Genomic DNA, 26,470 nt, shown 5'->3' with positions numbered 1-26,470 from the left:
AGAACGCCGCCATTCTGTTAAAGCATAGATCGACCCTGAGGCACGGAATCGATTAGTTCGATTGTGATCATATATAATGAGATCAATTCTCATTTGATAGGCTTTTCTTTTCCGTCCTCATGCCCGCCCAGGATCCTCCTATTACCGATGATTTGGCCAAGCTGTATGTCGAGCACAGCACGTGGCTTCAAGGCTGGCTGCGCAGGCGGGTTGGCGACACGTTCGCGGCCGCGGATCTGGCGCAGGACACTTTTCTAAGCCTGCTCGACCGCAAGACCGCGGCTGTCGAGATCCGGCAGCCGCGTCCGTTCTTGGCGACGGTCGCCGGTCGGCTCCTCGCACACCGGCACCGCCGGCAGTTGCTCGAAACCGCTTACCTCGAGGCCCTCGCCTGCCTGCCGGAGGAAGTGGCTCCTTCGCCGGAAGCGCAGCTAATGGCCGTCGAGAGCCTGCAGCAGATCGACCGCGTGCTCGATGGCCTGCCTCCCAAGGTGCGGGAAGCTTTTCTGCTGGCACACCTGGTCGAACTGAGCTACGCCGAGATCGCCAAGCGGTTGGGGACCTCGACCAGTTCGGTAAAGCAATATCTGACCAGGGCCAACCGCGAATGCATGTTCGCGTTGGCTGTCTGACATCATGGCCTCCAATAGAGACACACTGATCCTGCCCAGCGGTCGGGTCATCAGCCGGACCACCGCGGATGCTGCCGCGGACTGGCTCACTCTGCTGATGTCCGGAGAGGCGGGCGATGAACAGCAACGCCAATGGCAGCAATGGCGCCAGGCGCATGTCGACCACGAAGCCGCTTGGCAGCACGTCGAGTCCGTCACGGGCCGGATGAAATCGTTGGAGCGCGCTCCGGCTTATGCGGCCCTGTCGTCCTACGGCGCGAGCGACCGACCGTCCTCCCCCGCCCGCCGGCGGGCCACCCGAATGCTGCTGTGGGGCGGCTTGGCCACGGGCGCCGGGCTCCTCGCCTCTCACACCGGCACCTGGCAACCCACCCTGGCCGACTGCCGCAGCGGCACTGGCGAGCAGCGCAACTTCACACTCGAGGACGGCACCCGGCTGACGCTCAACACGGACAGCGCGGTGGATCTGCGCTTCGACACGAACCAGCGCCGCATCGTGCTGGTGGCGGGCGAGATCATGGTCGCCACAGGCCATGGGCCGGGGCTGACCGATCCGCGGCCGCTGTGGGTGGCGACTGCCGAAGGCAGCATCCGCTCGCTGGGCACCCGGTTCACCGTACGACAGCACGCCGAACGGACCAGTGTGGCCGTTCTGGAGAGCGCCGTGGAAGTTTCCCCCTGGAGCGGGTCCGGCAGTGCACGTCTGCTGCACGCCGGCGAGCGGACCCAGTTCAGCCGCAACGCGGTCGAGGCGCCGCGCCCAGCCGATGAACACGCGGATGCGTGGGCGCGGGGTCAGCTGGTGGCTGACGAGCAGCGGCTGGACGACTTCCTGGCCGAACTGGGTCGCTACCGGCCGGGCGTGTTGCGCGTCGATCCGCATATCGCGGGTCTGCGCATTTCAGGTGTCTTCCCTTTGGCCGACACCGACCGCATCCTGGCCACACTGCCCAGCGTGCTGCCGGTACGCGTGCAGTGGCGCACCCGTTTCTGGGCGACGGTCGTACCGGCTGAATAAGGCCACGAAAAAAATTTGCGCATCGACTGCCCGATCGGCGTTTTCGCGGCACCTACCTTATAAGGGACCGGAATTTTCGGAGGTCCAACCATAAGGAAGAACATGCCGAACCTGCACCGCGCTCAAGATTCGGGGCGCCCACATTCATCTCCTGTTGCGCTTGCCGCCCTGGCGCTGATCATCACCCTGGCGGCCGGCGCACCGGCCCTCGCGCATGCTCAAGGCGCCGCTGCTGCCGCCGGAACCGCCGCGACCGACTTCAGGATTGCCGCCGGGCCGCTGGCTCCGGCGTTGCGTCAGCTGGCCAGCACGGCCGGCATCATGTTGACCTTCACCGCCGAGCAAACCCAAGGCAAACGCACGGCCGGCGTAAATGGCCGACATCCGGCAACCGACGCGCTGGCCCTTTTGCTCGCCGGCAGCGGCCTTCAAGCCGTGCAACTGGACAATGGTGCGTTCGTGCTGCGTGTCGACAACACGCTCTCACCCGAAGCGCCCGACGCCGCCATGCTGCCCCTGATCACGGTGACCGGCACCGCTGCGGCCGACGGCACGACCGAGGGCACGCGCTCGTACACCAGCGGCAGCATGAGCACCGCCAACCGGCTCAATCTGTCCATGCGCGAGACGCCGCAGGCGGTCACCGTCATTACCCGTCAACGCATCCAGGATCAAGGCCTGGCGACGGTCAACGACGTGGTGCAGGCTGCTCCCGGCCTGACATTCCGGCGTTTCGGGCCAGAGCGCGCATCCTTCTATTCGCGCGGCATGTACGTGGACAACATCATGTACGACGGCCTGCCCGTGAGCCTGGACAGCTCTAACCTGTCGCAGGACCTGCTGGCCACCGACATGGCTATCTACGACCGCGTGGAAATCGTGCGTGGCGCCACCGGACTCATGCAGGGCGCAGGCAACCCGTCGGCCGCCATCAACCTGGTGCGCAAGCGGCCGACCGATGTGCCGCAGGTGTCCGTCGGCGTGAGCGCGGGCAGCTGGGACCGCTATAGAGCAGAGCTGGACGCCTCTGGTCCGCTATCGGAGGACGGCAGCCTGCGCGGTCGCGCCGTGATCGCCGCTCAGGACCATGGAAGCTACAAGCGCGGCGAAAGCAGCAACGGCCAAACGTTCTATGGGATATTGGAGAAAGACCTGAGTGCCTCCACCATGCTGACGCTCAGCGCGCTGCATCATGAGAACCGGCTGCACGGCAACGGCTTCACGGGCCTGCCCGTGGCGAGCGACGGCAGCGATCTGGGACTGCCTCGATCCACGTCCTACGCCAATGACTGGGAACATTGGAACAAGACCACCGACTCGGCCTTCTTGGGACTCGACCACCGGTTCGATAACGGCTGGCGCATGCACCTGTCGGCGTACTATGCGCAGGCCGATGTCGACATGCTGGGCCATTACCTCAACTACAACATCACCACCGGCAACTACAGGCAGTTGGGTGCGCGCAACGCCCATAAGGAAAAGCAAAGCAGCGTGAACCTGTACGCCAATGGCCCCTTCGAATTGCTGGGCCGCACGCACGAGCTGGTACTGGGCGCCAGCTACCGTAAGGTCGATTTCGACGGCAACAGCCGCCAAGGCGTGGTTCTTGACGACGACCTCGACCTTTTCAACTTCGACCCGGGCGCCGTCGCCAACCCCAACATTCCGCTGCGAGACTGGATGGACGCCAGGATCACCCAGCAAAGCGTGTATGCCACGACGCGCCTGACCCTGGCCGACCCGCTGAAGCTGATACTGGGCGCGCGGATGGACTGGTTCGACTACAACGACACCGTCAACACCTATCCGAACTTCACCTCGAACACGCCATCCGTCACTGCGCATAACCGCTACAGCGTCAACGAGCAGCTGACAAAGTACGCCGGCCTGGTCTACGACCTGAACGACCAACACTCGCTCTACGCCAGCTACACCGACATCTTCAAGCCCCAGAACTACCGGGACGCCAACAACAAGCTGCTGGAACCGGTGGTGGGCCGCAACTACGAAATCGGTATCAAGGGCGAATACTTCGATGGTGCGCTGAATGCCTCGGCAGCAGTGTTCCGCATGGATCAGAAAAATCGTGCCTACCGCAGCTCCGACCAGAGCCAATGCGCAGGCTACCCGAGCGTTACCTGCTATTCGGCTGCTGGCGAGGTGCGCAGCCAGGGCGTGGAACTTGAGGTGCAGGGGGCCATCACGCCCAACTGGCAGGTAAGTATCGGCTACACGGTGGCCATCGCGCGCTATCGCAAGGATGCGAATCCCAGCAATGTGGGCGAGCTCTTCGACACCGACACGCCGCGACATCTGTTCAAGTTGTCGACCATGTACCGGCTGCCCGGCGCCCTTCACGGCTGGCGCATCGGCGGCTCGATCTACCGCCAGGACTCGATCTATAACGAGGGCACCACCAGCGGTGTACCCTTCCGCATTGCCCAGAGCGCCTACACCGTCGTCGACCTGGTGGTCGGGTGGCAGGCGACATCGAAGCTGGACATGCAGCTCAATATCAACAACATCTTCGACAAGAAGTACTACAACGCGCTGTCCGGCAGCGTGAGCTTTCCGAGCAATGTCTATGGCGAGCCGCGCAACGTGATGTTGACCGCGCGCTACCAGTTCTGATGCGCGGCGGCACGCGTGGCGCGCTGGTGGTGATGCACCGCTGGTGCGGCCTGTTCATCGCCCTGTTCCTGTTTATCGCCGGCTTGACCGGCGCGGTGATCGCCTGGAATCACGAACTCGACGAGTGGGCCAATCCCGGGCTGTTCCGGGCCGCCTCCGGCGAGACGGACAGCCCGCTTCCGCCCCTGGAGCTGGCCCGCCGGGCCGAGGCGGACGATCCGCGCCTACGGGTCAGCTTCTTGCCGCTCGCACTGGAACCCGGCCATACGGCGATGCTGGGCGTCGCCCCGCGCATCGATCCCGCCACCGGCGCGCCGTATGTCCTCGGCTTCAACCAGCTGGCAGTGGATCCGGCCACCGGCCAGGTCCAGGGACGGCGGCAGTGGGGCCGAATATCGCTATCGCGCGAAGATCTGCTGCCCTTCCTCTACAAGCTGCACTACACCATGCACATTCCCAAGGGCTGGGGAATTGATTTCGGGGTGTGGCTGATGGGCGTCGTGTCGGCCGTCTGGATCGTCGACAGTTTCCTGGCGCTGTGTATCTCGTTTCCCAATAGGCGCACCTGGCGCAAGTCGTTGAGCTTCCGGCTGCGCCAGGGCGGGGCCAAGCTCAATTTCGATGTCCATCGCTCCGGCGGCGTGTGGGTGTGGGGTCTGCTGCTGATGCTGGCCGTGACCTCGGTGTCGCTGAACCTGGGTACGCAAGTGATGCGGCCGCTGGTGTCGGTCTTCTCACCTCTGACGCCCTCGCCATTCGAATCGCGCCAGGGTAGTCGCGAGCGGGAACTGGCCGAACCGTTGCTGGGCCGGGAGCAGGCCATTGCAGTAGCCCAGGCCGAGGGCCGCCGCCGCGGCTGGGCCGCCCCCCCTGGGTCCATCTTCTATGCCCAACGCTTCGGCGTCTATGGCGTGACGTTCTTCACGCCCGAAGACGACCGGGATGACGACGGCATGGGGAACGAGGTGCTCTACCTTGACGGAGACACGGGTACGATCATCGGCGAAAAGGTACCGGGTCGAGGCACCGGCGGCGACATTTTCATGCAGGCGCAATTGCCGCTTCACTCCGGGCGGCTGCTGGGCACGCCGGGACGCGTGTTGATATCGCTCATGGGGATTGCTGTTGCGGCTCTGAGCATGACCGGACTGGTGATCTGGGCGCGCAAGCGTCGGGCGCGGACAACGCGCAAGTTGCGACCCACGGCTTAATGGAGGCAACCCATGCGAATTGTAATGACCCGCTGATTTTCTGCTCACTGGGGGTGCAGATGCGGGTGGGTCATTACACCAGCCTCCTTGAGGGGGCTCCCCGTATGCCTGCAGCGCACACACACAATAAAACGCGGGCACAAACACAGTTTTGATGTAATATGATGCACATATTGATGCAGGCTTAATGGAGGCGACCCATGCGAACTACCGTAACGATTGACGATGCGTTATTTGAAAGAGCGCTGCAAGTAGCCGAGCCAGGTATCGAAAAAGCCGACCTAATTCGTGAAGCAGTCAAAACGTACGTACGTGTACAGTCTGCGAAACGACTTGCGGCCCTTGGGGGGGCAGCGCCTCAGATGCCCCATATACCGCGCCGCCAACAAGAGCCCGCCGAAACATGAAGGGTGTACTGGTTGATACTTCGGTATGGGTCGATCACTTCAAGCGCGAGAACCAGGGATTGGTCTATTTGCTGGAGCGCGATCATGTCATGGTGCACCCCATGGTTCTTGGCGAGTTGGCCTGTGGAACCCCACCAAATCGGGCACGTACTCTGATCGATCTCGATAACCTGCAGTACTCCCGACAAGCAACTCTGAAAGAAACCCTGGACTTTGTCGAATCCGAAAAACTTTACGGCTCAGGCTGCGGGCTGGTTGATATGCTGCTCTTGGCTTCGACCATGATGACGCCACAAACAGAGCTCTGGACACTGGACAAGCGCCTTTCAGCCTTGGCGGAACGCTTTGGCGTAAAACACCGGCCAACGGCTCACTGAGCACTCGCGCTTCAGCGCGACTCCGACGATTTTTATTAGAATGCCTTATGGCTGGAGTACGAAGACTTGCTTGGTCACCCCGCAAGTTCCAGGGACCATCACATCGGTGTCCACGAGCCATGCAACCCTGCGGGCACCCGGCGCGGCAAGCGCACCACGGCCATCGGCCCCCGCTCGATGTGGCGCGCGTCGAGGATGACGAAGCCGCCGTCGGAACGTCCCTCTTCATGTATGAATGTGACGATGAAGCCGTCGTCCTCCCGCAGGCTCTCGGGCGCGGCAACGAATACCGGCTCACCCACTGTGACGCCATGGGGAAACTGATGAACCACTTTTTGCCCGGTATCCATATCGTACCGAGCGATCGCCTCGAAGGCGCCCACCTGGGGCGTCTCGCCGGATCGCGGCGCACGCAGGCCGACGTAACAATAGCGGGCCTTGCGCCCTAGATATGCGTCGTTGATGCGGCCAAATTCGCAAGCCTGGTCATCTATCGTCTGATCTTCCACCAGCTCGGTATCGGCATGGATAATCATCCGATGCAACTCCAGCTTTCTGGCGCTGCCGGTCAACGAGAACGAGTCGTACCAGGGTACGACCACCTCGATACGGTCTCCTTCTTCATGAGCGTTGATCACATGCCAATGAAAGAATGCGGGGCCGTTGATCCATTGCACGTCTTGCGCTGCCTGTGCGTCGCGCGGGATCAGCGCAACCATTGTGCCCCTTTCCGGTTGCCAAGTGGCGGGGGGACCCGGACGCGAGAAATCGAATACCAAGGGGCACACGAAGGCGACGATATGGTGCTGTGTCAGCGCAATGTCATGGACCATGGCGGGCCAGGGCGACTGAAACGGTACGATGCGATCGATACGCCCGGTTTTGTCGGCGCGCAAATAAAGCAATTCGCCCGTTTCCAGATCGTATTGCACCGAAAAAAGCTCAGCGCTGACCGGATCCACCTTGGGGTGCGCAGACATTACGCCCGGTAGCACACCATCGTAGTCGAAGACGCCCAGCGTGTTAAGGTCGCGGTCCAATTCGTAAGGCGCGCCGCCTTCAAAGAGCGCAAGATAGCGGCCAGCGTGATGGATGATATTGGTATTGGCAAGATTCGCATGCGGCGGCGCGGAAAGGGTGGAGTGATAAAGACGTTGACCAGCAGCCCTCTCTTCTGCCAGTTCCGTGGTCAGCACCCAGCGGTTCTGATATCGTGCCCGGCCATCCTCTATGTAGACAGCGTGGATCATTCCGGTGCCGTCGAACGGATAGGCGTAATGATCGTCGGGCTTGAACTGAGGATTGGGGCCGTTGCGCATGAATATGCCACGCATGCCGGAAGGTATCCGGCCCTCGATCGCCAGGTCGGCTGCGTCTCGTTCATCAAAGACGGGCGCTAACGCCCGAGTCAAGAATGGATTGTCGCTTGTCCAGGGTTCCATATTTCTCAGCTGGAATGGGCTCTGGGTAGCCATTGGTTCCGCAGGGGCCCGCAACTGTTTCGAGTTTTTCACATTGCAATAATACTGCCGCGTGGCCCGGCAGGCGTCTCACCCCGGTGACTGCTATTGCAATGGCGCAGCGGCAAGCTTCTGCCATTCTTCGGCTCGAAAATTGCTCAGCATTCCAAGCATTTCCACTTTTCGGAGCACGAGCATGCAAAACAGCACGAATAGCCCGTCCAAGCGCCGGGATGTGGCTGGCGCCACCATCGTCGTGACGGGCGCCTCCAGTGGCTTTGGACGCGGCGCCGCCCTTAAGCTGGCCGCCCAGGGGGCCAACGTCGTACTCGGTGCACGGCGCGCAGCCGCCCTTGAGGCTCTCGCTGCCGAGATCGAATCGGCGGGCGGCAGTGCCCTGGCCATTGGAATGGATGTCAGCAATGCACGGGACGTCGGGCGCCTGGCGCAGGCCGCGGTTCAGCGCTTCGGCCGCTTCGATGTATGGATCAACAATGTCGGCATTGGTGCCTTGGGCCTATTCTGGGATATTCCAATTGAGGACCATGCGCGAGTGATCGATGTCAACCTTAAGGGCCTGATCTATGGTGCCCATGTGGCCCTGAGGCAATTCCGCGAACAAGGGTTTGGCACACTGATAAACATGGGCTCCATCGACAGCGAGGTTCCTCTGGCCTATCAGACTTCCTATGCCGCTTCGAAGGCGGCGGTGCTCAGCCTGGGCCGAAGCCTGCGAGAAGAACTTCGGCTGGCGGGAAATGAGGATATCAAGGTGGGAACAATTATGCCGTGGGCCGTTGATACACCTTGGTGGACGCACGCCGCCAATTACACCGGCCATGAGCCGCGCATGCTGGCCATGGACGACCCCGAGATCGTCATCGATGCAATCGTCCGTGCTTGTGTCGAACCGAAGGAAGAAATGCCCGTCGGCTGGATCTCACATGCTTCAAATGTGTCACACCACATTTTTCCGGATCTTACTGAACGAATGTCGGCCAATATCGCCCACCGGGAGGTAGAAAAAGCATCCCCCCTTGCTCCCAGCACGGGAGCGATCTACCAGCCGATGACCGACACCGCGACTATAGACGGCGGCATTCGCGCTCGCATGAAACGCGAAGATGATCAGGACGGCCCGTCCAAATAGCTCGTTCATGCGTAACGGGCCATCACGCCGTGCGTAGGGTTCAGGAACTTTGAGAATTACCGGCTCAGGGTCTTGGCCCTATGCGGCTGGGATGGTGTAATTAACCGAGTGTGATGAATGCCCTGATCCCCCGTTAATGGAGAAGAGCCCACTTTATGCTTAACGGCACATTAATTCGTTGATTTTAAAGGGAATTTACTGGTGGGCGGTACTGGGTTCGAACCAGTGACCCCTGCCGTGTGAAGGCAGTGCTCTACCACTGAGCTAACCGCCCCAAAGCGCCGAAAGCGATGAATGCTTTGGGAAGTGAAGTCCGCTATTCTAACACGAAATTTGGCCGCCACCAGGCGGCCTGGGCGCAGGTTCGCCGCAGTCCATGCACCAACCCACACGGCGTCAACCGTCTGGGGCGCCGCGCCATCCAGCCCAGCCCCGCGCTAACGTCAGACCAGCTGCCGCTTCAACACCTTGCCCGCCGGGCTGGTGGGCAGGCTGGCCCTGAACTCTACAATGCGGGGCACCTTATGCTTGGCAAGGCGCTGCTCGCAGTGGGCGATGATGCCGGCGGTATCGGCGCTGCAGCCGTCCTTGAGCACCAACACGGCCTTGATGACTTCGCCCAGAATCTTGTCGGGGCTGCCCACCACGGCCGCCTGGGCCACGGCTTCGTGCAACAGGATCTGGTCTTCGACCTCGGCGCTGGAAATCTTGTGGCCGCCGGAAATGACCTGGTCGCGTTCGCGGCCCACCACATTGAAATAGCCTTCGCTATCGCAATAGGCCAGGTCGCCGGTGTTGAACCAGCCATCCACAAAGGCTGCGGCGTTGCGTTCGGGGTCAAGGTAGTAGCCGGGCATCAGGCGCTCAGAGCGCAGGAACAACCGGCCGGTTTCGCCTGCAGCCACGGCTTGGCCCTGGTCGTCAAGAATCTTGACCTCGGCGCCGGCAACCAGCTTGCCCGATGAACCGATGGGCGGCATGGGGTCGCTGAAGTCGAAGGAGAATATGGGCGTGCACTCTGACAATGCATAGTATTCAAGCAGGGGTACGCCCATTCGGCGATGAAACTCTTTCTTGGTGATGGAGGCGATGGGCGCCCCCGACGAAGCCATGAATCGGACTCGGGCCAGCTGGTAGGCTCGCCCGGTCTGCTCGACATGCTCGAGCATCATGGCATACATGGCGGGCACCCCAACCATATAGCTCGCGCCGTGCCGCTCGATGCCTTCGAGCACGCGCACCGGGTTGAACTTGTTGAACAGCAGCACGGTGGCGCCAGCGCAAAGCGCGACGAACGAGGCCGTGAAGAGGCCAAAAGTATAAGAAAGCGGCAAGGCGCAAACGGAAACGTCTTGCGGCGCAAGCCGCCATGCCTTGATAAGGGCCTGGGCGGAAGCGATCTCCATATGGTCGGTGGCTACCACGCCCTTGGGCAGGGCCGTGGTGCCCGAGGTATGAATGACGACGGCAACGCTGTCTGGCTCGCGCTGAGGCCATTCGTCGGTGCCTGGCGCGTGTTGCGAAAGCAGGCCGGCACCAAGCTCGAGTAGATCGCTCAAGGCGTAATGCGGTACGGCAAATCCGTTCTGGCTCCAGGTGTCGAGCACGGTTTGCTGGCAATCCGCGTCGTGCATGACGAGCACAGGTTCCGACTTCTGCACGATGTAGGCGACTTCGTTGCGGCTAAGATCGGCATTGATGGGGAACAGCGTGCCGCCCGCCCTGAGTACGCCCAGGTAGGCTGCGTAGTAGTCGGGGTGGTTGCGAGCGATGATGCAGACGCGGCTGCCGGGACCCACGCCCTTCTGCCGCAGCGCCAGGGCCATGGCATTCGCCCCCTGGCCCAGCTGGCCGTAGCTGATGGCCTGGTCTTCGAACAAGACGGCGGTGTGATCGGGCTGCTGTTGTATGTGGCGGTCGATCAGGCTCAAGGCGTTCAAGGCTTCCTCGTGCACCAGCTGGGCGGCGTCGTTCATGGGTGTCCTCCTTCCAAGCCCAGTGCCTGGGCGTCGCCGGCTTGCATGCGCTTGGCGATGATCAGCTTCTGGATCTCGTTGGTGCCTTCGGTAACGATAAAGTAAGGCGCTTCCCGATAGTAGCGCTCTGCCGGAAAGTCGGAAACAAAGCCGCCGCCGCCGTGGATGCGCACGCAATCAAGTGCGACCTTGGCGCAGGTTTCGCCGGCAAACAATTTGGCCATGCCGCAGACCATGTCGGCGCGCTGGCCGCTTTGCTTGACGACCGCGGCCGTTTGGACCAGGGACTGCGCGGCCATGGTCTGCGTGGCCATGTCGGCAAGGTACATTTGTATTGCCTGGTGGTTGATGATTTCGGTGCCGAAGGCGACGCGCTGCGCCGCGAAGTCTTGCGCGGCTTTAAGGGCCGAACGCGAAAGGCCCACTGCGGTGGCCGCCATGGCGATGCGGCCGGTTTCCAGTGCGTCCAGCATCTGCTTCAGGCCCTGCCCTTCTACTTGGCCCACCAGCGCTTCGGCAGGTAGCTTTACGTCCTGGAATACAAGCTCGGCCACGTCGATATGGCTATGGCCCAGGGTGCGTGCGTTGGCCCCCACGGTGAAACCCGCCAGGCCTTTATGGACCATGAACAAGCTGATGCCGTCTTTGCCGCTGCCAGTGCGGGCCAGCACCACCACGGCGCCCGCCCGGGCGCCATTGGTGATGAAGATTTTTGAGCCGTTCAGCACGTAGCCGCCGTCGGCCTGCTTGCGCGCGCTGCTGCGTATGGCCTGCAGGTCAGAGCCGCCATTGGGCTCGGTAAGGGCAATGGCCACGCGCAGCTCGCCGGTGGCCATGGAGGGCAGCCAGCTCTGTTTCTGCTGCGCGGTACCGTGCCTGGCCAGTATGCTGGAAGCCGAGGTGTGGCTGTTCAGGAAACAGCTGAGCGTCGTCCAGCCGGCGGCGAGCTCTTCCATGATCTTGGCGTAAGTGGGCACGGAAAGCTCGAGCCCGCCAAATTCTTGCGGCACGGCAATGCTGAACAGGCCAAGCTCTTTAAGAGCCGAAACGATTTCTTCAGGGTAGCTCGGGTCGGCCTCGAGCTCTTGCGCACGGCCGATGATTTTCTGCTGGACGAAACGCTGGACGCCCTGCACTACTTCTTCGTCCCAAGGGTTCTGGATAGGCATTTGAAATACTCGCAAAAAGTGTATCGGGATCTGGCTGCGTATTTTCAGGGGGCCACGGAGCCGGCAAGGGCGCCACGCACGCTGCCCGGCGCATCGCCCGCCGGGCAGCGTGCCTGGTATTCGCGGATGCGTTCGGCCAGGGGCTCGGGAATGGGTATGGAACGCATGGCGGCCCCGTCGACGAACACCACGGTAAAAGTGCCCGAGAAGGAAGGCGTGCCGTCCGCCTGCGCGCCGAGTATCCGGAAGGTGAGCGAAGACCGGCCCAGCGCCTGTACCAGCACAGTGACGTTCAACTGTTCGCCCGGCCGCAGCGCCGACTGGAAGTCGATGCCGGCATGCACGAAGGGGCAGCTGAGGCCGTGCTCTGTGTTCAGGCTGTAGAGGCTTACCGTGAGCACTTCAGCGTACCAGGCGTCGATGGCATCCAGCGCGTAGTCGAAGAAGCGCACGGTATAGACGATGGAGGCGGCATCGGTTTCGCCGAAACGGATGGTTCGCTGGTGAACAAAGGGTGCGTCGTAGTCGACGTTCTTCAATTGCATGTTGTCTCCGTGGCGTTGCGCCTGTTGAAGAAGCAGGGGCCATTCTTGCGCCCCGCGGCATATGCTGCCCATAATACCTTGTCGAACAAATATTAGACAAGTTATTTTGAATGCAGGCTTTCCCGCAACAGAAGCGCCGTATATACGGCGACGCGTGTGGAGCCAGAGAAATGTCGGGAATGAAGCTACGGAGCGCGCTGAAAGCCGTAGCCGAATACGATGCGTATGAGCTGCCGGCCGATGTCCTCGGCCGAAAGAGGCCCCGAGGGCCTGTACCACACCCTGGTCCAGTTCAAGGCGCCCAGCAGGGTCAGGCGCAGCAGGGTGCGGTCGGCCTTTCGGTGCAGAGGCAGTTCGTCGATCAGGCGGCGGAAGCGGTCTTCATATGAAGCGCGGTCGGCGTCGATGCGCCGCTGAAGGCGCGCGGGGTAGCGGATACCCGGATCCACGCGCACCACAACGGCCAGGTCGCTGGGATTCAGCTGGAATTTCAGGGCGGTGGCGCAGGCCTCTTCCAGCCGCCGCCAGGGGTCGTCATGCTGTAATGCCGTGGCGTCGAGCGCCTGGTTCACGCGGCTGATGCCCAGATGATGAACCGTCGCGAACAGATCTTCTTTGGAGGCAAAGTGGTAATACAGCGAGGCGGGCTGCATGCCTGTTGCCGCGGCCACTTCGCGCAGCGATGTTTCGGCGTAGCCTTTGTCCGCGAAGATGCGGGCCGCGGCCAGCAGCACCTCTTCGCGCCGCAGGGCCGACACGGCCTCGTCCTGGCCCTTGGCCTTCGCCGCCAGCTTCCGATTCCGGCGCTCGCGCTTGAGATGGCTTTGCTCGTCGGGGTTCAGTTCGGTCTTGTCGCCGCCGTTCATGCCCTTGGATTTGGCAAGCAGGCGCAGATAACTTGTTTCCAGCCCGTGGCGCTTCCAGATATTGCGCACCGTCGAGGCCGACACCTTCAGGCCCTGGGCCTGGAGGGCCTGGGCGACAGAGAACTGTCCCAGGGTGGGCTGCTCCAGGCCGTACTCAAGCACCCTGGCCTCGATGTCCAGTCTGGATGGATCGGCGGAAGAAGGGCTCTTGGCCATGGATGAGAGGGTGCGCCGGGCCGCTGACGGGTTAAGGCTGCCAGCCGGCCGCGCTTACTCGGACGCCTGGGCGCGCCACACGCAGGGCTTGCCCGCCGCCTTGTCCAGGATGTCCAGATAGGCTTCGTGCGCCGCCGTCTCGTCGGGGCCGGCGGGCAACACCCGCAGCACCGAGGCGTCGAAACGCTCCATTTTCATGCCGTTGGCGCTTTGCGTGTCGGCGCCGCCGAAATCCATGATCAGCGCGTCCTGGCCGCGCGTCATGGCCAGCCACACCTCGGCCAGCAGCTCGGAGTCGAGCAGCGCGCCGTGCAGGGTGCGATGCGCGTTGGATATGCCGTAGCGTTCGCACAGGGCGTCGAGCGAATTGCGCTTGCCGGGGTGAAGCTCACGCGCGTGCAGCAATGAATCGGTGATCTTGCCGCATAGCGTGGTGAAGGCCGGCCGGCCCACCTTCTTCAGTTCGGCATCGAGGAACTTGAGGTCGAAAGCCGCGTTGTGGATGATGACCTCGGCGCCTTGCACGAAATCGCAAACGTGGTGCGCGATCTCTGAAAACCGGGGATGGTTCGACAGGAACTCGGTGGTAAGCCCGTGCACGGCCAGCGCCTCGGGGTCGCTGTCGCGGTCGGGGTTGAGGTACAGGTGCAGATGGTTGCCCGTGAGGCTGCGATTGACCATTTCGACGCAGGCCACTTCGACGATGCGGTGGCCTTGCGCCGGATCCAGGCCCGTGGTTTCGGTATCAAGAATGATTTGGCGCATGAACGGCTGACCCCGGCTGAAAAAACTCGGGCCGCCTCATGACGGCCCGGCCCTGATTGTAGAACGGTCTGCGCATCCATGCAGCATGGCTGCCGCCCGCGCGGCCCGCGGGCCGAAGAGCGCAGCTGCGCAGGCAAGCGGCGCCCGCCACGCACGCCAGTGCCCCTGCGGGCGCCCCTACTTGCGGCTTACCTTGCCCGCGATCAGCGTATAGGCCACCGGCACCACGTACAGGGTAAGCACAGTGCCCAGGCACAAGCCGCCCACCAGCACCCAGCCTATCTGCTGGCGCGACTCGGCGCCGGCACCGGTGGCATAGGCCAGCGGCAGCACGCCCAGCACCATGGCGCCGGTGGTCATCAGGATGGGACGCAGGCGTAGTATGCTGGCCTGGACCACGGCCTCGACCTTCTCCATGCCTTCGGCCCGCAGCTGGGTGGCGAACTCGACGATCAGGATGCCGTGCTTGGTGATCAGGCCCACCAGCGTGATCAGGCCGATCTGGCTGTAGATGGAAAGGGTTCCGCCCGACAGCCACAAGGCCAGCAGCGCGCCGGTCATGGACAGCGGCACGGAAAGCATGATGATGAACGGATTGCGCCAGCTTTCGAACTGGGCTGCCAGCACCAGGTAGATGAAGACCAGCGCCATCAGGAAGACCAGGTAGATGTTGCCCGAAGAATCGCGGAACTCGCGCGATTGCCCGTCCAGGTCGGTCTGCGCCGTCTCGGGCAGCATCTCGTCGGCCACCGACTGCATGTGCGCCAGCACTTCGCCCAGGGCGTAGCCCGGCGCCACCGCCGCCTCGACCTTGACCGAACGCAGGCGGTTGAAATGGTTGAGCGACTGCGGCGACACGCTTTCGTTGACATCGAGGAAGTTGGAAAGCTGCACCATGTCGCCATTGCGGGCGCGCACGTAGATGTCGGAGATGTCGCGCGGGTCGGCCCGGTCTTCTTTCTTGACCTGGACAATGACGTCGTACTGCTCTCCGCCATCGCGGAAACGCGTTACTTGGCGCCCCCCCAGCATGGACTCGAGCGTGCGGCCCACCGTGCCGACGTCCACGCCCACGTCGGCCAGCTTGTCGCGGTTGACCGCCACCTGGAGCTCGGGCGTGTTCAGGCGCAGGTCCATCTCCAGGTTCTGAAGGCCGGGATAGTCGCTGAGGCGCTCAATGAAAGCATCGGTGAACTTGGCGATCTCCGGATACGAGGCCTGGCTCATGATGATGAACTCGACCGGCTTGGTCGTGGCGCGCTGGCCCAGCGAAGCCGGGTTGGTGGGAAAGGCGCGCACGCCCGGCAGGGCGTTGAAGCGCGGACGCAATTCGGCCGCGATCTCTTGCTGCGATTTGTCGCGTTCGTTCCAGTGCTTCAGGCGCAGGATGGCAAAGCCGTCGACCACCGTGGGAAAGCCGATGACCGTCTGATTGCCCGAGGCCTCGGGAATGTCGGCGTACATGGCCTCGATGCGCTTCATGCTTTGCAGGGTGTAGTCCAGGGTGGCGCCGTCGGGCGCGGTGACGATGCCGTAGATGACGCCGCGGTCTTCGACCGGAGCCAGCTCGCTCTTGACCACCTTGAACAGCACCCCGCTGCCCAGGGCCACCAGCAGGCCCAGCCCCAGCACGATGACCCTATGCCGCAAGGCCAGCTTCAGGCTGCTCTGATAGCGCGTGGTCAGGCCCACCAGCAGATTCTCGATAAAGGTGTACACCCGCCCGTGCCCGCTTTGATGCCGCAATATGGTGGCGCACATCATGGGCGTAAGCGTAAGGGCCACGAAGCCCGACACCAGCACCGCGCCGGCGAGGGTAAGGGCGAACTCGATGAACAGCCGCCCGGTGCGGCCCGTGGCAAAGGCCAACGGCGCATACACGGTGACCAGGGTCAGCGTCATGGCCACAATGGCGAAGCCGATTTCCTTCGAGCCGATGAAGGCCGCCTCGAGCCGCGTCTTGCCTTCTTCGATGTGCCGGTAGATGTTCTCGAGCACGACGATGGCGTCGTCCACTACCAGGCCGATGGCCAGCACCATGGAAAGAAGCGTAAGCGTGTTGATCGAAAAACCCAGGAAATACATGATGCCGAATGCGCCGATCAGCGACACCGGTATCGTCACAATGGGAATCAGGCTGGCGCGCACGCTGCGCAAAAAGAAGAAGATGACCAGAATCACCAGGACGATGGCCTCGCCTATGGTGTGGTACACCGACTTGATCGACTCTTCGATGAAGATGGAACTGTCGTAGGCCACGTCGATGCTCATGCCGGGGGGCAGGCCCTCGTTGATGAGCTCGAGCTCGGCGCGCATGGCCTTTGAAAGGTCGAGCGGGTTGGCCGTCGACTGCTTGGTAATGCCGATAAGCAAGCCGTCATGGCCGTTGAAGCGCGCCATGATCCGCTCGTCGGCCGGCCCGATCTGCACATCGGCCACGTCGCTGAGCCGCACTGAATAGCCCTGCACGTTCGCCACGATGACATCGCGGAACTGCTCGACCGTCTGCAGGTCGGTGGTCGACACCACCGAGAATTCGCGCATTTCGGATTCGATGCGGCCGGCCGGGATCATGACGTTCTGCGAACGCAGGGCGTCTTCGATGTCTTGCACGGCCAGGCGGTAGGCGGCCAGCTTGGCGCGATCGACATAGATACGCATCGAGGGCAGGCGCTCGCCGTAGATGCGCACCTCGGCCGCCCCGGGAAGCACCGACAGCCGCGTCTTGACGTAGCGGGTAATGTAGTCGGAAGCCTCGAGCGTATTCATGCTGCCGGCGTTCACGGCCAGGAAGATGACGGGCGAGGAATCGGCCTCGACCTTGCTGATGATGGGCTCGTCGATTTCGTCCGGCAAGAAGCGCCGCGCCCGGGCCACCTTGTCGCGCACGTCGGCCGCCGCCGCGTCGGGGTCGCGGTCGAGATTGAACTTGATGTTGATGAAGCTGCGCTCGGACCGGCTGCGCGAGGTCATGACGTTGACCCCTTCCATGCCCGCCAGCTGGTCTTCAAGCGGCTTGGTCACCTGCGATTCGATGACCTCGGGCGAAGCGCCCTTGTAGTCGGTGCGCACCGAAACCACCGGCTCGTCGATGGCGGGATACTCGCGCACGGTCAGGCGTTCGTACGAAATAAACCCGATCAGTACGATGACCAGCGACAGTACGGTGGCGAAGACGGGACGCTTGATGCAGACTTCGGATAAAAGCATGGAAGCGCCCGCCTCAGGACCCGGCCGGGCCCGCGGGCCGGCCAACCACTTTCACGGACGCGCCGTCGGCGATCTTCTGCAAGCCGGCCACCACCACCTGGTCGCCTTCGGACAAGCCCGAGGCGATCTCGATGCGCCCGCCGCGCCGCTGGCCGATGCGCACCGCCACCCGCTCGGCCTTGCCCTCGGCCACTCGATATACGTAGCGCTCTTCGCCCGAGGGAACCAGGGCGGTTTCGGGAATGGTCAGCACCTGGTCATCGGCAAACTGCAGGTCGACCCGCGCGAACATGCCGGGGCGCAATGCATCGTCGGCATTACCCACGTTGGCGCGCAGCAATATGGAACGCCCTCCTACATCGATGGAGGGGCTGATGGCGCCGACCTCGCCCTCGCGGATCTGTCCGGGCAAGGCGTCGAAGCGCAAGCGAAGCTTCAGGCCGGGATGCACCAGCGACAAATACTGTTCGGGAATACGAAAATCGACCTGCAGGGGGTCGACGGACTCGATGGGAACCAGGACATCGCCCGGGCCGACGTAATCGCCTACCGACACGTTGCGCAGGCCGATCAGGCCGTCGAACGGCGCCACGATGGTGGTTTTCTGCAATTGCGCCTGGGCCAGCGCAAGCGCCGCCCGCTGCACCTGCAACTGGCTGGCGGCCTCGTCGCGCGCCTGCTTGCTGATGAAGCCCTGGCGGGTCAGCTCGCCCGCACGGCGGTCCTGACTGGCGGCCAGCGAAAGGCTGGCCTGGGCCTGCTGAACCTGGGCCCTGGCGACGCTGTCGTCGAGCCGCGCCACCACGTCGCCCTTTTTGACCTTGCCGCCCTCTTCTATATTGAGCTCGATGATGCGCCCGGTGATTTCGGAACGCAGCACGACTGAATCCTTGGAACGCAGCGTGCCCACGGCGGAAGCGCTGCGCGGCATCGCCTCGAGCCTGACCGGGGCAACCTCGACCTGAGTGCCCGCCTGGGCCTTGGCCGGCGGGGCGACGGCGGCCGTGGCGGGGGCCTGCGGATGCGCAGCCTGCTTGCCCGCCCACCATCCGGCCCCGACCACACCCAGCACCACGCCCGCGCCCAGTGCCAGGATCCAACCTATGGTATTTGCTTTCATGAAATCAACAATCTGTATCGTATCGCCGCAAATAGTATCGCAGTTGCAGCGGCGCGGCGCCAAAATTTAGGTAACACGCCCGCCGCGCAACCGCCCCCCGGCAACCGCCGGAACGCCCGATACCGAAAGGAGCGGCAGCCAGCGCCGGCCGCGCTACCCGGCCGCCGCCAGGGAGCGCGCCTGCTGGACTCCCTGGTTGGCCAGCTGGTCGGCCATCTCGTTGCCCGCGTCGCCGGCATGGCCGCGCACCCACTTCCAAGAGACATCGTGCCGACCCACAAGTTCGTCCAGCTCTTGCCACAGGTCGGCGTTCTTGACCGGCTTTTTGTCGGCGGTGCGCCAATCGCGCCGCTTCCAGTTGGCCAGCCATTGGGTCATGCCTTTCTGAACATACTGCGAGTCGGTGTGCACCACCACCTGGCAGGGGCGCTTGAGCGCCTTCAGCGCCTCGATGACGGCCAGCAGCTCCATGCGGTTGTTGGTGGTGTCGGCCTGGCCGCCGAAAAGCGTCTTTTCGTGGCGGCCCTGGCGCAGCAGGGCGCCCCAGCCGCCCCAACCGGGATTGCCCTTGCAGGCGCCATCTGTCCAGATTTCAACGGGGTTGCTGCTCATGTTTACCTTGCTTCATTGCCGGGCGCCTGCATGGCGCCCGAATGGCGTCCGGCGACCACGGCCGCCGCGCGAACGCGCTGTTTCTTTTCTTTCCAGGCCGGCCCCACGAGATGCATGCCCGCCACCCGCCGCACCGCCGACACCACGTAGACCGCGCCGCACACCGGCCACCAGCGGTCGCCGGCCGATTCCATGAAGGCCCAGCGCGACAGCCACTTGGTGCTGAGCGCCGGCGGCGCATAGCAGCCGAAGTGGCCGCGGTCGGCTTCGAAGGACAAAAGCTTGAACCAGTCTTTGAGCCGGCCCAGCGACACCTGCATGTGGGCCGGCACCGGCACGACCGGATCGAGGCCTGGAATGCGCTCGTGCACGCCCCAGAGGCTCAGGGGATTGAAACCCGAAATCACCACCCTGCCCTCGGGCACCAGCACCCTTTCGGCCTCACGCAGCACCTGGTGCGGACTATTGGAACACTCCAGCACATGGGGTAATATCAGCAAGTCGATGCTCTGGCTTTCCAGGGGCAGGTTCTCGGGTTCGGCATACAAGGCGATGTCAATATCTTCTTGCCGTGCGTCGCTCAGGCACGAATGCGTGCGGCCCTTCGTGGGAATACGATTGGCGCGCAATAAATCCCACTGGGGCTGCCCGATCTGCATGGCGTGGTAGCCAAACACATTGGCCACCAGGCCGTCGATCTTTTTCTGTTCCCAGCTTTGCACATATTGGCCGACCGGTGTGGTCAGCCATTGGGCTAGCTCTACGGCCAAAGGCTGGTCCAGCGAATCAGACACATGAGCTCCTTGCATTAGGATGGAAACAACGATGGCACACACAGACAGCCGGCTGACGCCCGTACCCGCGTTCAGCGACAACTATATATGGGTGCTTAGCCGCGATGGCTACGCCGTGGTGGTCGACCCCGGCCAGTCGGCGCCGATCGAGTCCTTTCTTGAAGAATACCAGTTACGGCTCGACGCCATTCTACTGACACATCACCATCCCGACCACGTCGGCGGTGTCGAGGCCCTCAAAAAACTTACGGGCGCAACAGTCTATGGCCCCCTGGGCGAAACCCTGCCGGTCTGCGACGTGCGCCTCAAAGAAGACGACGAAGTGTTCCTCAAGGGCGTGGGCCTAAGGTTTTCGGTGCTCGACGTCCCCGGCCATACGGCGGGCCACATCGCCTACTTCGGCTATATGGACGAAGACACCCCCCTGGTTTTCTGCGGTGATACACTATTTGCCGCCGGCTGCGGGCGCCTTTTTGAAGGCACTCCGGCCCAGATGCTGAATTCGCTTAGCAAACTCAAGGAGCTGCCACTCGAAACCCTGGTGTGCTGCGCCCACGAATACACTTTGTCGAATCTGCGCTGGGCCCTGCAGGTCGAACCCGGCAATGCCGCATTGCAACGGCGCTGGCAATTGGCGCAAAAACTGCGCCAAGAGGGCCTGCCCACCGTGCCGTCGACCATCGGCGACGAACTCGAAACCAATCCCTTCCTGCGGCCGCTGCAGGAAGGCGTCTCGGCTGCGGCGCGCGCCCATGCCCAGGCGCCGCTCGACTCGGCCGTTGCGGTCTTTGCCTGTCTACGAGAATGGAAAAACAGCTTTCAATAACCAGCCCATGAACTGCCTGCGACTACTTATCCTGCTCTTCGTGGCAGCTCTGGCGGGCTGCGCCAGTAATTCTCCCGACGGCAACCGCTATACCGCAAAAACAAGCTACCGCGCCGCCGACACCTCGCGAACCGTCGATCTTACACACCCGCCCCGCGACATGTGGGACCGCATCCGGCGCGGCTTCGCCATTCCCAACCTGCAGTCCGACCTGGTCGACGAATGGACGGCCTACTACGCCTCGCATCCCGAATCGGTCTACCGCATGAGCGAGCGCGCGGGCAAATACCTGTACTACATCGTCGACCAGCTCGAAGACCGCGGCATGCCCTCCGAACTGGCCCTGCTGCCCTTCGTTGAAAGCGCCTACAACCCCACCGCCTATTCGCGCGCCAAGGCCTCGGGCCTGTGGCAGTTCATCCCCAGCACAGGCCTGCATTACAACCTCAAGCAAGACACCTGGCGCGACCTGCGCCGCGATCCCGTCGCCTCCACCAACGCGGCGCTCGATTATCTAACTTATCTCTACGACTTCCAGGGCGACTGGTACCTGGCGCTGGCCTCGTACAACTGGGGCGAAGGCGCGGTCAAGCGCGCCATCGACCGCAACGCGGGCCAGGGCCTGCGCACCGACTATATGGCGCTGGCCATGCCCGACGAGACCCGCAACTACGTTCCCAAGCTGCAGGCCATCAAGAACATCATCGCCAACCCCGGCAAATACGGCCTTACCCTGCCCGAAGTCGACAACGAGCCCTATTTCACCACCGTCATCGAGCCGCCCTCGCTCGACCTGGCCACGGCCGCGCGCCTGGCCGAAATGCCGCTCGATGAATTCAAGGCCCTGAACGCCTCGTTCAACCGGCCCATCTTCCTGGCCGAGCACAAGCCCACCCTGCTGCTGCCCACCGACCGCGTCGATATCTTCAACGCCAATCTAGAGGCCTACAAAGACCAGCTCGGCGACTGGACCACCTACCACGCCAAAAAGGGCGAATCGTACGCGACCATCGCCAAGAAATTCGGCGTCTCGCTCGAACAGCTGCGCGCCCTCAATGGCTTGAGCAAGAAAAGCACACGCTCCGTCGCCCAGACACTCGTCGTGCCGGGCAAGGCGCCCGCAAGCGGCGGCATCATGCTGGCCTCGCTCGAAGTGCCCTCCAGCTCGGCCCGGGCGCCCGCTCCCCTTCCCGGCGCCGCCACCCGCGCCGCCGGCAAGCGCGACGTCGTGGTGGTGCGCGGACGCAGCAGCAACGTGCGCACCCACACCGTTCGCAAGGGCGACACCCTGTTTGCCCTGGCCAAGCGCTACAACACCTCGGTCGACGCGCTGCGCAAGCTCAACAACCTGCCCAACAACAATCTGTCGCGAGGCAAGCGGCTTCGCATCCCCGGCACCCAGGTGCACGGCTGACATCCACTTCTACACAAGGTCTTCATCATGGGTTTCTTAAACGGCAAGCGCATCCTGGTTACCGGCGTGCTGTCCAACCGCTCCATCGCCTACGGCATCGCCCAGGCCTGCCGCCAGCAAGGCGCCGAACTAGCCCTTACCTACGTGGGCGAGCGCTTCAAAGAGCGCGTCGAAGGCTTTGCGGCCGAACTGGGCAGCAACATCGTCCTGCCCTGCGACGTCTCCGAAGACGCCCAGATCGAGGCCGCCATCGAACAATTGGGCGGACACTGGGACGGCCTTGACGGCCTGGTCCACTCCATCGGCTTCGCCCCGCGCGAAGCCATCGCCGGCGACTTTCTCGAAGGCCTGTCGCGCGAAGCCTTCCGCGTCGCCCACGACATCTCCGCCTACAGCTTCCCCGCCCTGGCCAAGGCCGCGCTGCCGCTGCTCAAGGGCCGAAACAGCTCGGTGCTTACCCTTACCTACCTGGGCTCTGAAAAAGTCGTTCCCAACTACAACACCATGGGCCTGGCCAAGGCCTCGCTCGAAGCCTCCGTACGCTACCTGGCCACCTCGCTGGGCCCACTGGGCATACGCGCCAACGGCATCTCGGCCGGCCCCATCAAGACCCTCGCCGCCAGCGGCATCAAAGATTTCGGCTCCATCCTCAAGTTCGTCGAATCCCACGCCCCCCTGCGCCGCAACGTCACCATCGAAGACGTCGGCAACGTCGCCGCCTTCCTGCTCTCCGACCTGGCCGCCGGCGTCACCGGCGAAATCACCCACGTCGACGCGGGCTTCTCCACCGTCGTTCCGGGCATGGAATAGGTCCATAAGCGGGCGGGCCTGCTCGCCCGCGTTAGCCCAATAGGCATGCATTACAGCGGCGCTCATCGAGAGCAGAGCACCGCATCACGGCACGATAGAGCCCACAGCACGGCGCCTCGAACACAGAACATAGAACCGAAAAAAATGTACGGCGCCCCAAAACGCCCATGACCCCAGGGTGAGGAGCGGTGTGTTTATTTCCAGGCCGTCCACCCGCGCCGAATTTCTCTGGTTTGGTCGGGGGCTTTCGGCGACAGCCTGTCCGAATCCCGAGCCGCAAAGCGGCGAGGTTGAGTTCTGCCGCCGCCCGGCCAAACCAGAGAAATTCGGGGAGCCCGAAGGGCCGCAGGGTGCCGGCCTGGAAATAAACACACTGCTCCTCGCCCGGCTCAAGAACCCAAATTAACGGCAGCACGATCAGCTGTTACGCTGGTTCAAGGAAACAATTCGCCAGACGCACCGGGAACCCAAGGCCGATGCTTGGCCATGACGCGGCCAAGCAGCTCCGACCCCATCCAGGCATCCAGCCAAGCACGCAAACACGGCCAGGGCTGCGCATCAAACCACTCCCGATCCACATGCGCATACTGCCGCACAAACGGCGCAATCGCCATATCGGCCAGTGAAGCCCGTTCGCCGAACAGATAAGCACCGCGCGCCAGCCGCGCCTCCAACCCTTGCAGCCAGGCCGCAGCGGTATCGCGATTGCCCGCGGCCCAGAGGTCTAGGTCCAGGTTGTGAGTCCTACTCAAGGCCGGTCCGCGGCTGCCCTCATTCCTGGCACCGTCCTTCGTCGCGCCCGCCTCGTCCATCGACTGCATGCCACCACCCGCCGAAGTGGCACGTTCCGCCGCGAAGCGTTGCGGATACTTGTAGCGGTCAAGCCTGGGCTTGAAGTGTTCGTCACATTCGTGGACCATGGCCAGCATGGCCTGGAAGCCATCACGCTCCGGCGTCAGCCACCCATCGGGGTCGTTCAAACGCAACGCCCACAACATGATGTCCAGGCTCTGCTCCAGCACCGTGCCGTCGGCCAGCACCAGCACCGGCACCGTCGCCTTGGGCGACGCCTGGATCAGCGCCTGCGGCTTGTCGCGCAGCACCACCTCGCGCAGTTCGCAGCGCTGGCCGCTGGCCGCAATGGCAAGCCTTGCTCGCATCGCATAGGGGCAGCGGCGGAAAGAATAGAGAACGGGCAGCCCGGGCACAGGCCGGCCTATTCCAGCAGGCCGGCCGCCGAGCGCAGGCGCAGCTCGGCCTGGGCGGAAATCTGCTCGACCACCTCGGCGGCCGAAGGAATGGAATCGATGAGATCGATCGCCTCGCTCGCCCAGACCATCGCCACGTCGTAGTCGGCGTCGGCCGCCGCCGCCCAGAAGGCGGGCCCCTCGGTCGCCACGTTGCCCGCAAGCTCTTCTTCGCGGCCGTGCCAGCGCTCGATGAACGGGTTCTGCAGCGCCCGGCCGGTGTATCCCGCGGGCCAATCGTAGCCGCGCACAATGTCGAACACCCGCGTGCGCTGGGTGGCGTCGCCCTGGCCCTGGACGATGCGCTGCTTGGCCTGGTCATGGCCCAACGCCTCGCGCGTGGCATAAAAGCGGGTGCCCATCAGCACGCCCTGCGCGCCCAGCATCAGGGCCGCGGCCACGCCACGCCCATCGGCAATGCCGCCGGCCGCCAGCACCGGCGTGGACGGCACCGCGTCGACCACGGCCGGCAGCAAGGCCATGGTGGCCCTTGCCCCGCCATGGCCGCCGCCCTCGGTGCCCTGGGCCACGATCACCTCGGCGCCGGCCTCTTGCGCCAGCCGGGCGCCGGCCACGTCCTGCACCTGGCAGACGAGCCGGCATCCGGCAGCCTTGATGGTGGCCGCGTACTTGCGGGGGTCGCCAAACGACAGCATCATCACCGAAGGCCGCGCCTCCAGCGCAAGCTCGAGCGCGGCTTCGGAAATATTCCAGGTAATGAAGCCCACGCCCCAAGGGCGGCGGGCAAGCTCCTTGGCCAGGGCTAGTTCGGTCTTGAGCCATTCCACGTCGCCGTAGCCGCCGCCCACCAGGCCCAGCCCGCCCGCGTTGGACACCGCCGCCGCCAGGCGCCCCCCCGCCACACCCCCCATGGGCCCCAGCACCACAGGGTGTTGCAGGTCGAAAGACCGGGTAAACGGCGTGGTGATCATGGCGAGCTCCTTCAGATGTCGGTTTCAGACGTGGGTGCCGGCCTGGCCGGCATGGCGGCGCCGATATGGCGCGTGTTGCGGCGGCGCGCAAGCTCGACCTGCTTCTGCCGGTCGCGGAAACGCCGCAGCTGCTCTTCGGTATGTGTGCCGTGGCAATGAGGGCAACTGATGCCCTCTTCATACAGGGGCGAGGCCTTGTCGGCCTGGGAAAGGGGCAGGCGGCATGCCCGGCACAGCTCGTAGTCGCCCGGACGCAGGCCGTGCCCCACCGATACCCGCTCGTCGAATACGAAGCATTCGCCTTCCCAGCGGCTTTGCATCGCCGGCACGGTCTCGAGGTACTTGAGCACCCCTCCGTGCAGATGATAGACCTCATCGTAGCCCTGCGAGCGCAGGTAGGCGGTCGATTTCTCGCAGCGTATGCCGCCGGTGCAAAACATCGCCACCCGGGGCTTTTTCTGCCGGTCGAGCAGGCCGCCGCTTTGCGCCTGCTGTTCGACCCACTCGGGGAACTCGGTGAAGCTGCGCGTATGCGGATTGACGGCGCCCTCGAAAGAGCCGATGGCCACCTCGTAGTCGTTGCGCACGTCGATCACCACGACCTCAGGATCGGAAATGAGCTGGTTCCAGTCTTCGGGCGCCACATAGGTGCCCGCCATGGTCTCGGCCTGGATGTTGGGCACGCCCATGGTGACGATCTCGCGCTTGAGCTTGACCTTGAGCCGGTAGAAGGGCTGGCCTTCGGCCCATGATTCCTTGTGCTCCAGGCCGGCCAGGCGCGGGTCGCCGCGCAGGTGCCGCAACACGGCGCGCACGCCCTCTTCGGGGCCGGCGATGGTGCCGTTGATGCCTTCTTCGGCCAGCAGCAGCGTGCCGCGGACATCGTGCGCCCGGCAAAACTCGAACAAAGGTTCGCGCAGGGCGCGATAGTCGGCAAGCGGTACAAATTTGTACAGCGCCGCAACAAGAAACTGGGCCATGACTCAGAAAGCGGAAACCGGATGAAAGCAGCCATTTTACCCCTGCCCCGGCTTGTATCCGCCCTGGCTAAACCGTAAGATAGCCCTTCGGAGTCAAGCGCA

The 26,470-nt window shown here is 63.4% G+C and carries 23 protein-coding genes and 1 tRNA gene; 10 read left to right on the top strand and 14 right to left on the bottom strand.

From position 1 onward, the window contains the following. Window positions 1-119: 119 nt before the first annotated feature. The 6 genes from C7440_RS03215 (at window position 120) to C7440_RS03190 (ending at window position 6,276) form a co-directional block, all read left to right on the top strand. Complete coding sequence (locus tag C7440_RS03215; RefSeq protein ID WP_165832428.1) at window positions 120-632, top strand: sigma-70 family RNA polymerase sigma factor; 513 nt, start codon at window positions 120-122, stop codon at window positions 630-632. Window positions 633-636: 4 nt separating this feature from the next. Further along, entirely contained in the window at window positions 637-1,650 is a 1,014-nt protein-coding gene (locus tag C7440_RS03210; protein WP_017525620.1) for a FecR domain-containing protein, read from the top strand. Between the two features lie 102 nt (window positions 1,651-1,752). Then, a complete protein-coding gene (locus C7440_RS03205; protein WP_116517442.1) occupies window positions 1,753-4,281 on the top strand; it encodes a TonB-dependent siderophore receptor in 2,529 nt (842 codons plus the stop codon). Beyond that, window positions 4,281-5,492: a PepSY-associated TM helix domain-containing protein gene (locus tag C7440_RS03200; RefSeq protein WP_116517441.1), complete on the top strand. Its 1,212-nt coding sequence runs from the start codon at window positions 4,281-4,283 to the stop codon at window positions 5,490-5,492. Before C7440_RS03205 ends, C7440_RS03200 begins: the two co-directional genes overlap by 1 nt. Before the next feature lie 200 nt (window positions 5,493-5,692). Then, window positions 5,693-5,899: a type II toxin-antitoxin system VapB family antitoxin gene (locus C7440_RS03195; protein ID WP_116517440.1), complete on the top strand. Its 207-nt coding sequence runs from the start codon at window positions 5,693-5,695 to the stop codon at window positions 5,897-5,899. Further along, window positions 5,896-6,276 carry a type II toxin-antitoxin system VapC family toxin gene (locus tag C7440_RS03190; protein WP_116517439.1) on the top strand — a complete coding sequence of 127 codons (381 nt, stop codon included), beginning with the start codon at window positions 5,896-5,898 and terminating at the stop codon, window positions 6,274-6,276. The genes C7440_RS03195 and C7440_RS03190 overlap by 4 nt, the downstream gene beginning before the upstream one ends. A 98-nt stretch (window positions 6,277-6,374) precedes the next feature. Here the strand turns inward: C7440_RS03190 and C7440_RS03185 are convergent, their stop codons facing one another. Then, window positions 6,375-7,751 carry a carotenoid oxygenase family protein gene (locus C7440_RS03185; protein WP_116517438.1) on the bottom strand — a complete coding sequence of 459 codons (1,377 nt, stop codon included), beginning with the start codon at window positions 7,749-7,751 and terminating at the stop codon, window positions 6,375-6,377. Between the two features lie 181 nt (window positions 7,752-7,932). Between C7440_RS03185 and C7440_RS03180 the strand changes: the two genes are divergently transcribed. After that, the gene (locus tag C7440_RS03180; RefSeq protein ID WP_116517437.1) at window positions 7,933-8,886 is read left to right on the top strand and encodes an SDR family NAD(P)-dependent oxidoreductase; all 954 of its coding nucleotides are present in this window, start codon (window positions 7,933-7,935) and stop codon (window positions 8,884-8,886) included. Window positions 8,887-9,085: 199 nt separating this feature from the next. Here the strand turns inward: C7440_RS03180 and C7440_RS03175 are convergent. The 10 genes from C7440_RS03175 to C7440_RS03130 form a co-directional block, all read right to left on the bottom strand. After that, window positions 9,086-9,160: transfer RNA gene (locus C7440_RS03175), tRNA-Val, on the bottom strand. Between the two features lie 169 nt (window positions 9,161-9,329). After that, the gene (locus C7440_RS03170) at window positions 9,330-10,862 is read right to left on the bottom strand and encodes a class I adenylate-forming enzyme family protein (RefSeq protein ID WP_116517436.1); all 1,533 of its coding nucleotides are present in this window, start codon (window positions 10,860-10,862) and stop codon (window positions 9,330-9,332) included. Then, window positions 10,859-12,031, bottom strand: coding sequence for an acyl-CoA dehydrogenase family protein (locus C7440_RS03165; protein ID WP_116517435.1), 1,173 nt, complete (start codon window positions 12,029-12,031; stop codon window positions 10,859-10,861). The genes C7440_RS03170 and C7440_RS03165 overlap by 4 nt, the downstream gene beginning before the upstream one ends. A gap of 44 nt (window positions 12,032-12,075) precedes the next feature. Next, entirely contained in the window at window positions 12,076-12,576 is a 501-nt protein-coding gene (locus C7440_RS03160) for an acyl-CoA thioesterase (protein ID WP_165832427.1), read from the bottom strand. A 185-nt stretch (window positions 12,577-12,761) separates the two neighbouring features. Further along, on the bottom strand, window positions 12,762-13,658 hold the full coding sequence (locus C7440_RS03155; protein WP_116517433.1) for a TetR/AcrR family transcriptional regulator: 897 nt from the start codon (window positions 13,656-13,658) through the stop codon (window positions 12,762-12,764). Between the two features lie 54 nt (window positions 13,659-13,712). After that, window positions 13,713-14,423, bottom strand: coding sequence for a DNA polymerase III subunit epsilon (gene dnaQ, locus C7440_RS03150; RefSeq protein WP_116517432.1), 711 nt, complete (start codon window positions 14,421-14,423; stop codon window positions 13,713-13,715). A gap of 177 nt (window positions 14,424-14,600) precedes the next feature. Further along, the gene (locus C7440_RS03145; RefSeq protein ID WP_116517956.1) at window positions 14,601-17,633 is read right to left on the bottom strand and encodes an efflux RND transporter permease subunit; all 3,033 of its coding nucleotides are present in this window, start codon (window positions 17,631-17,633) and stop codon (window positions 14,601-14,603) included. Between the two features lie 13 nt (window positions 17,634-17,646). Beyond that, window positions 17,647-18,753, bottom strand: a complete 1,107-nt coding sequence (locus tag C7440_RS03140) for an efflux RND transporter periplasmic adaptor subunit (RefSeq protein WP_017524790.1) — start codon at window positions 18,751-18,753, stop codon at window positions 17,647-17,649. Window positions 18,754-18,906: 153 nt separating this feature from the next. Beyond that, entirely contained in the window at window positions 18,907-19,365 is a 459-nt protein-coding gene (rnhA, locus tag C7440_RS03135; RefSeq protein ID WP_017524789.1) for a ribonuclease HI, read from the bottom strand. Window positions 19,366-19,367: 2 nt separating this feature from the next. After that, a complete protein-coding gene (locus C7440_RS03130) occupies window positions 19,368-20,174 on the bottom strand; it encodes a class I SAM-dependent methyltransferase (RefSeq protein ID WP_165832426.1) in 807 nt (268 codons plus the stop codon). Between the two features lie 16 nt (window positions 20,175-20,190). Here C7440_RS03130 and gloB point away from each other — a divergent pair, with 16 nt between their 5' ends. The 3 genes from gloB to fabI are packed head-to-tail and all read left to right on the top strand — an operon-like array spanning window position 20,191 to window position 23,209. Beyond that, on the top strand, window positions 20,191-20,985 hold the full coding sequence (gloB, locus tag C7440_RS03125) for a hydroxyacylglutathione hydrolase (protein WP_017524787.1): 795 nt from the start codon (window positions 20,191-20,193) through the stop codon (window positions 20,983-20,985). Window positions 20,986-20,992: 7 nt separating this feature from the next. After that, window positions 20,993-22,399 carry a transglycosylase SLT domain-containing protein gene (locus C7440_RS03120; RefSeq protein ID WP_116517430.1) on the top strand — a complete coding sequence of 469 codons (1,407 nt, stop codon included), beginning with the start codon at window positions 20,993-20,995 and terminating at the stop codon, window positions 22,397-22,399. Window positions 22,400-22,426: 27 nt separating this feature from the next. Next, the gene (gene fabI / locus C7440_RS03115) at window positions 22,427-23,209 is read left to right on the top strand and encodes an enoyl-ACP reductase FabI (protein ID WP_017524785.1); all 783 of its coding nucleotides are present in this window, start codon (window positions 22,427-22,429) and stop codon (window positions 23,207-23,209) included. Window positions 23,210-23,643: 434 nt separating this feature from the next. On the opposite strand, the gene C7440_RS03110 is transcribed toward fabI, so the two are convergent. From C7440_RS03110 to trhO, 3 genes are read right to left on the bottom strand one after another with little or no spacing between them, the layout of a single operon-like run. Continuing rightward, window positions 23,644-24,417 carry a glutathione S-transferase gene (locus C7440_RS03110; RefSeq protein WP_116517429.1) on the bottom strand — a complete coding sequence of 258 codons (774 nt, stop codon included), beginning with the start codon at window positions 24,415-24,417 and terminating at the stop codon, window positions 23,644-23,646. Between the two features lie 8 nt (window positions 24,418-24,425). Continuing rightward, the gene (locus C7440_RS03105; protein ID WP_116517428.1) at window positions 24,426-25,388 is read right to left on the bottom strand and encodes an NAD(P)H-dependent flavin oxidoreductase; all 963 of its coding nucleotides are present in this window, start codon (window positions 25,386-25,388) and stop codon (window positions 24,426-24,428) included. 11 nt (window positions 25,389-25,399) lie between these two features. Continuing rightward, the gene (gene trhO / locus C7440_RS03100) at window positions 25,400-26,368 is read right to left on the bottom strand and encodes an oxygen-dependent tRNA uridine(34) hydroxylase TrhO (protein WP_017524782.1); all 969 of its coding nucleotides are present in this window, start codon (window positions 26,366-26,368) and stop codon (window positions 25,400-25,402) included. Window positions 26,369-26,470 lie beyond the last annotated feature (102 nt).

It is taken from the genome of Pusillimonas noertemannii (assembly GCF_003096595.1).
GTDB classification, from domain to species: domain Bacteria; phylum Pseudomonadota; class Gammaproteobacteria; order Burkholderiales; family Burkholderiaceae_B; genus Pusillimonas; species Pusillimonas noertemannii.
This window is presented reverse-complemented; position numbering and strand designations above follow the sequence as displayed.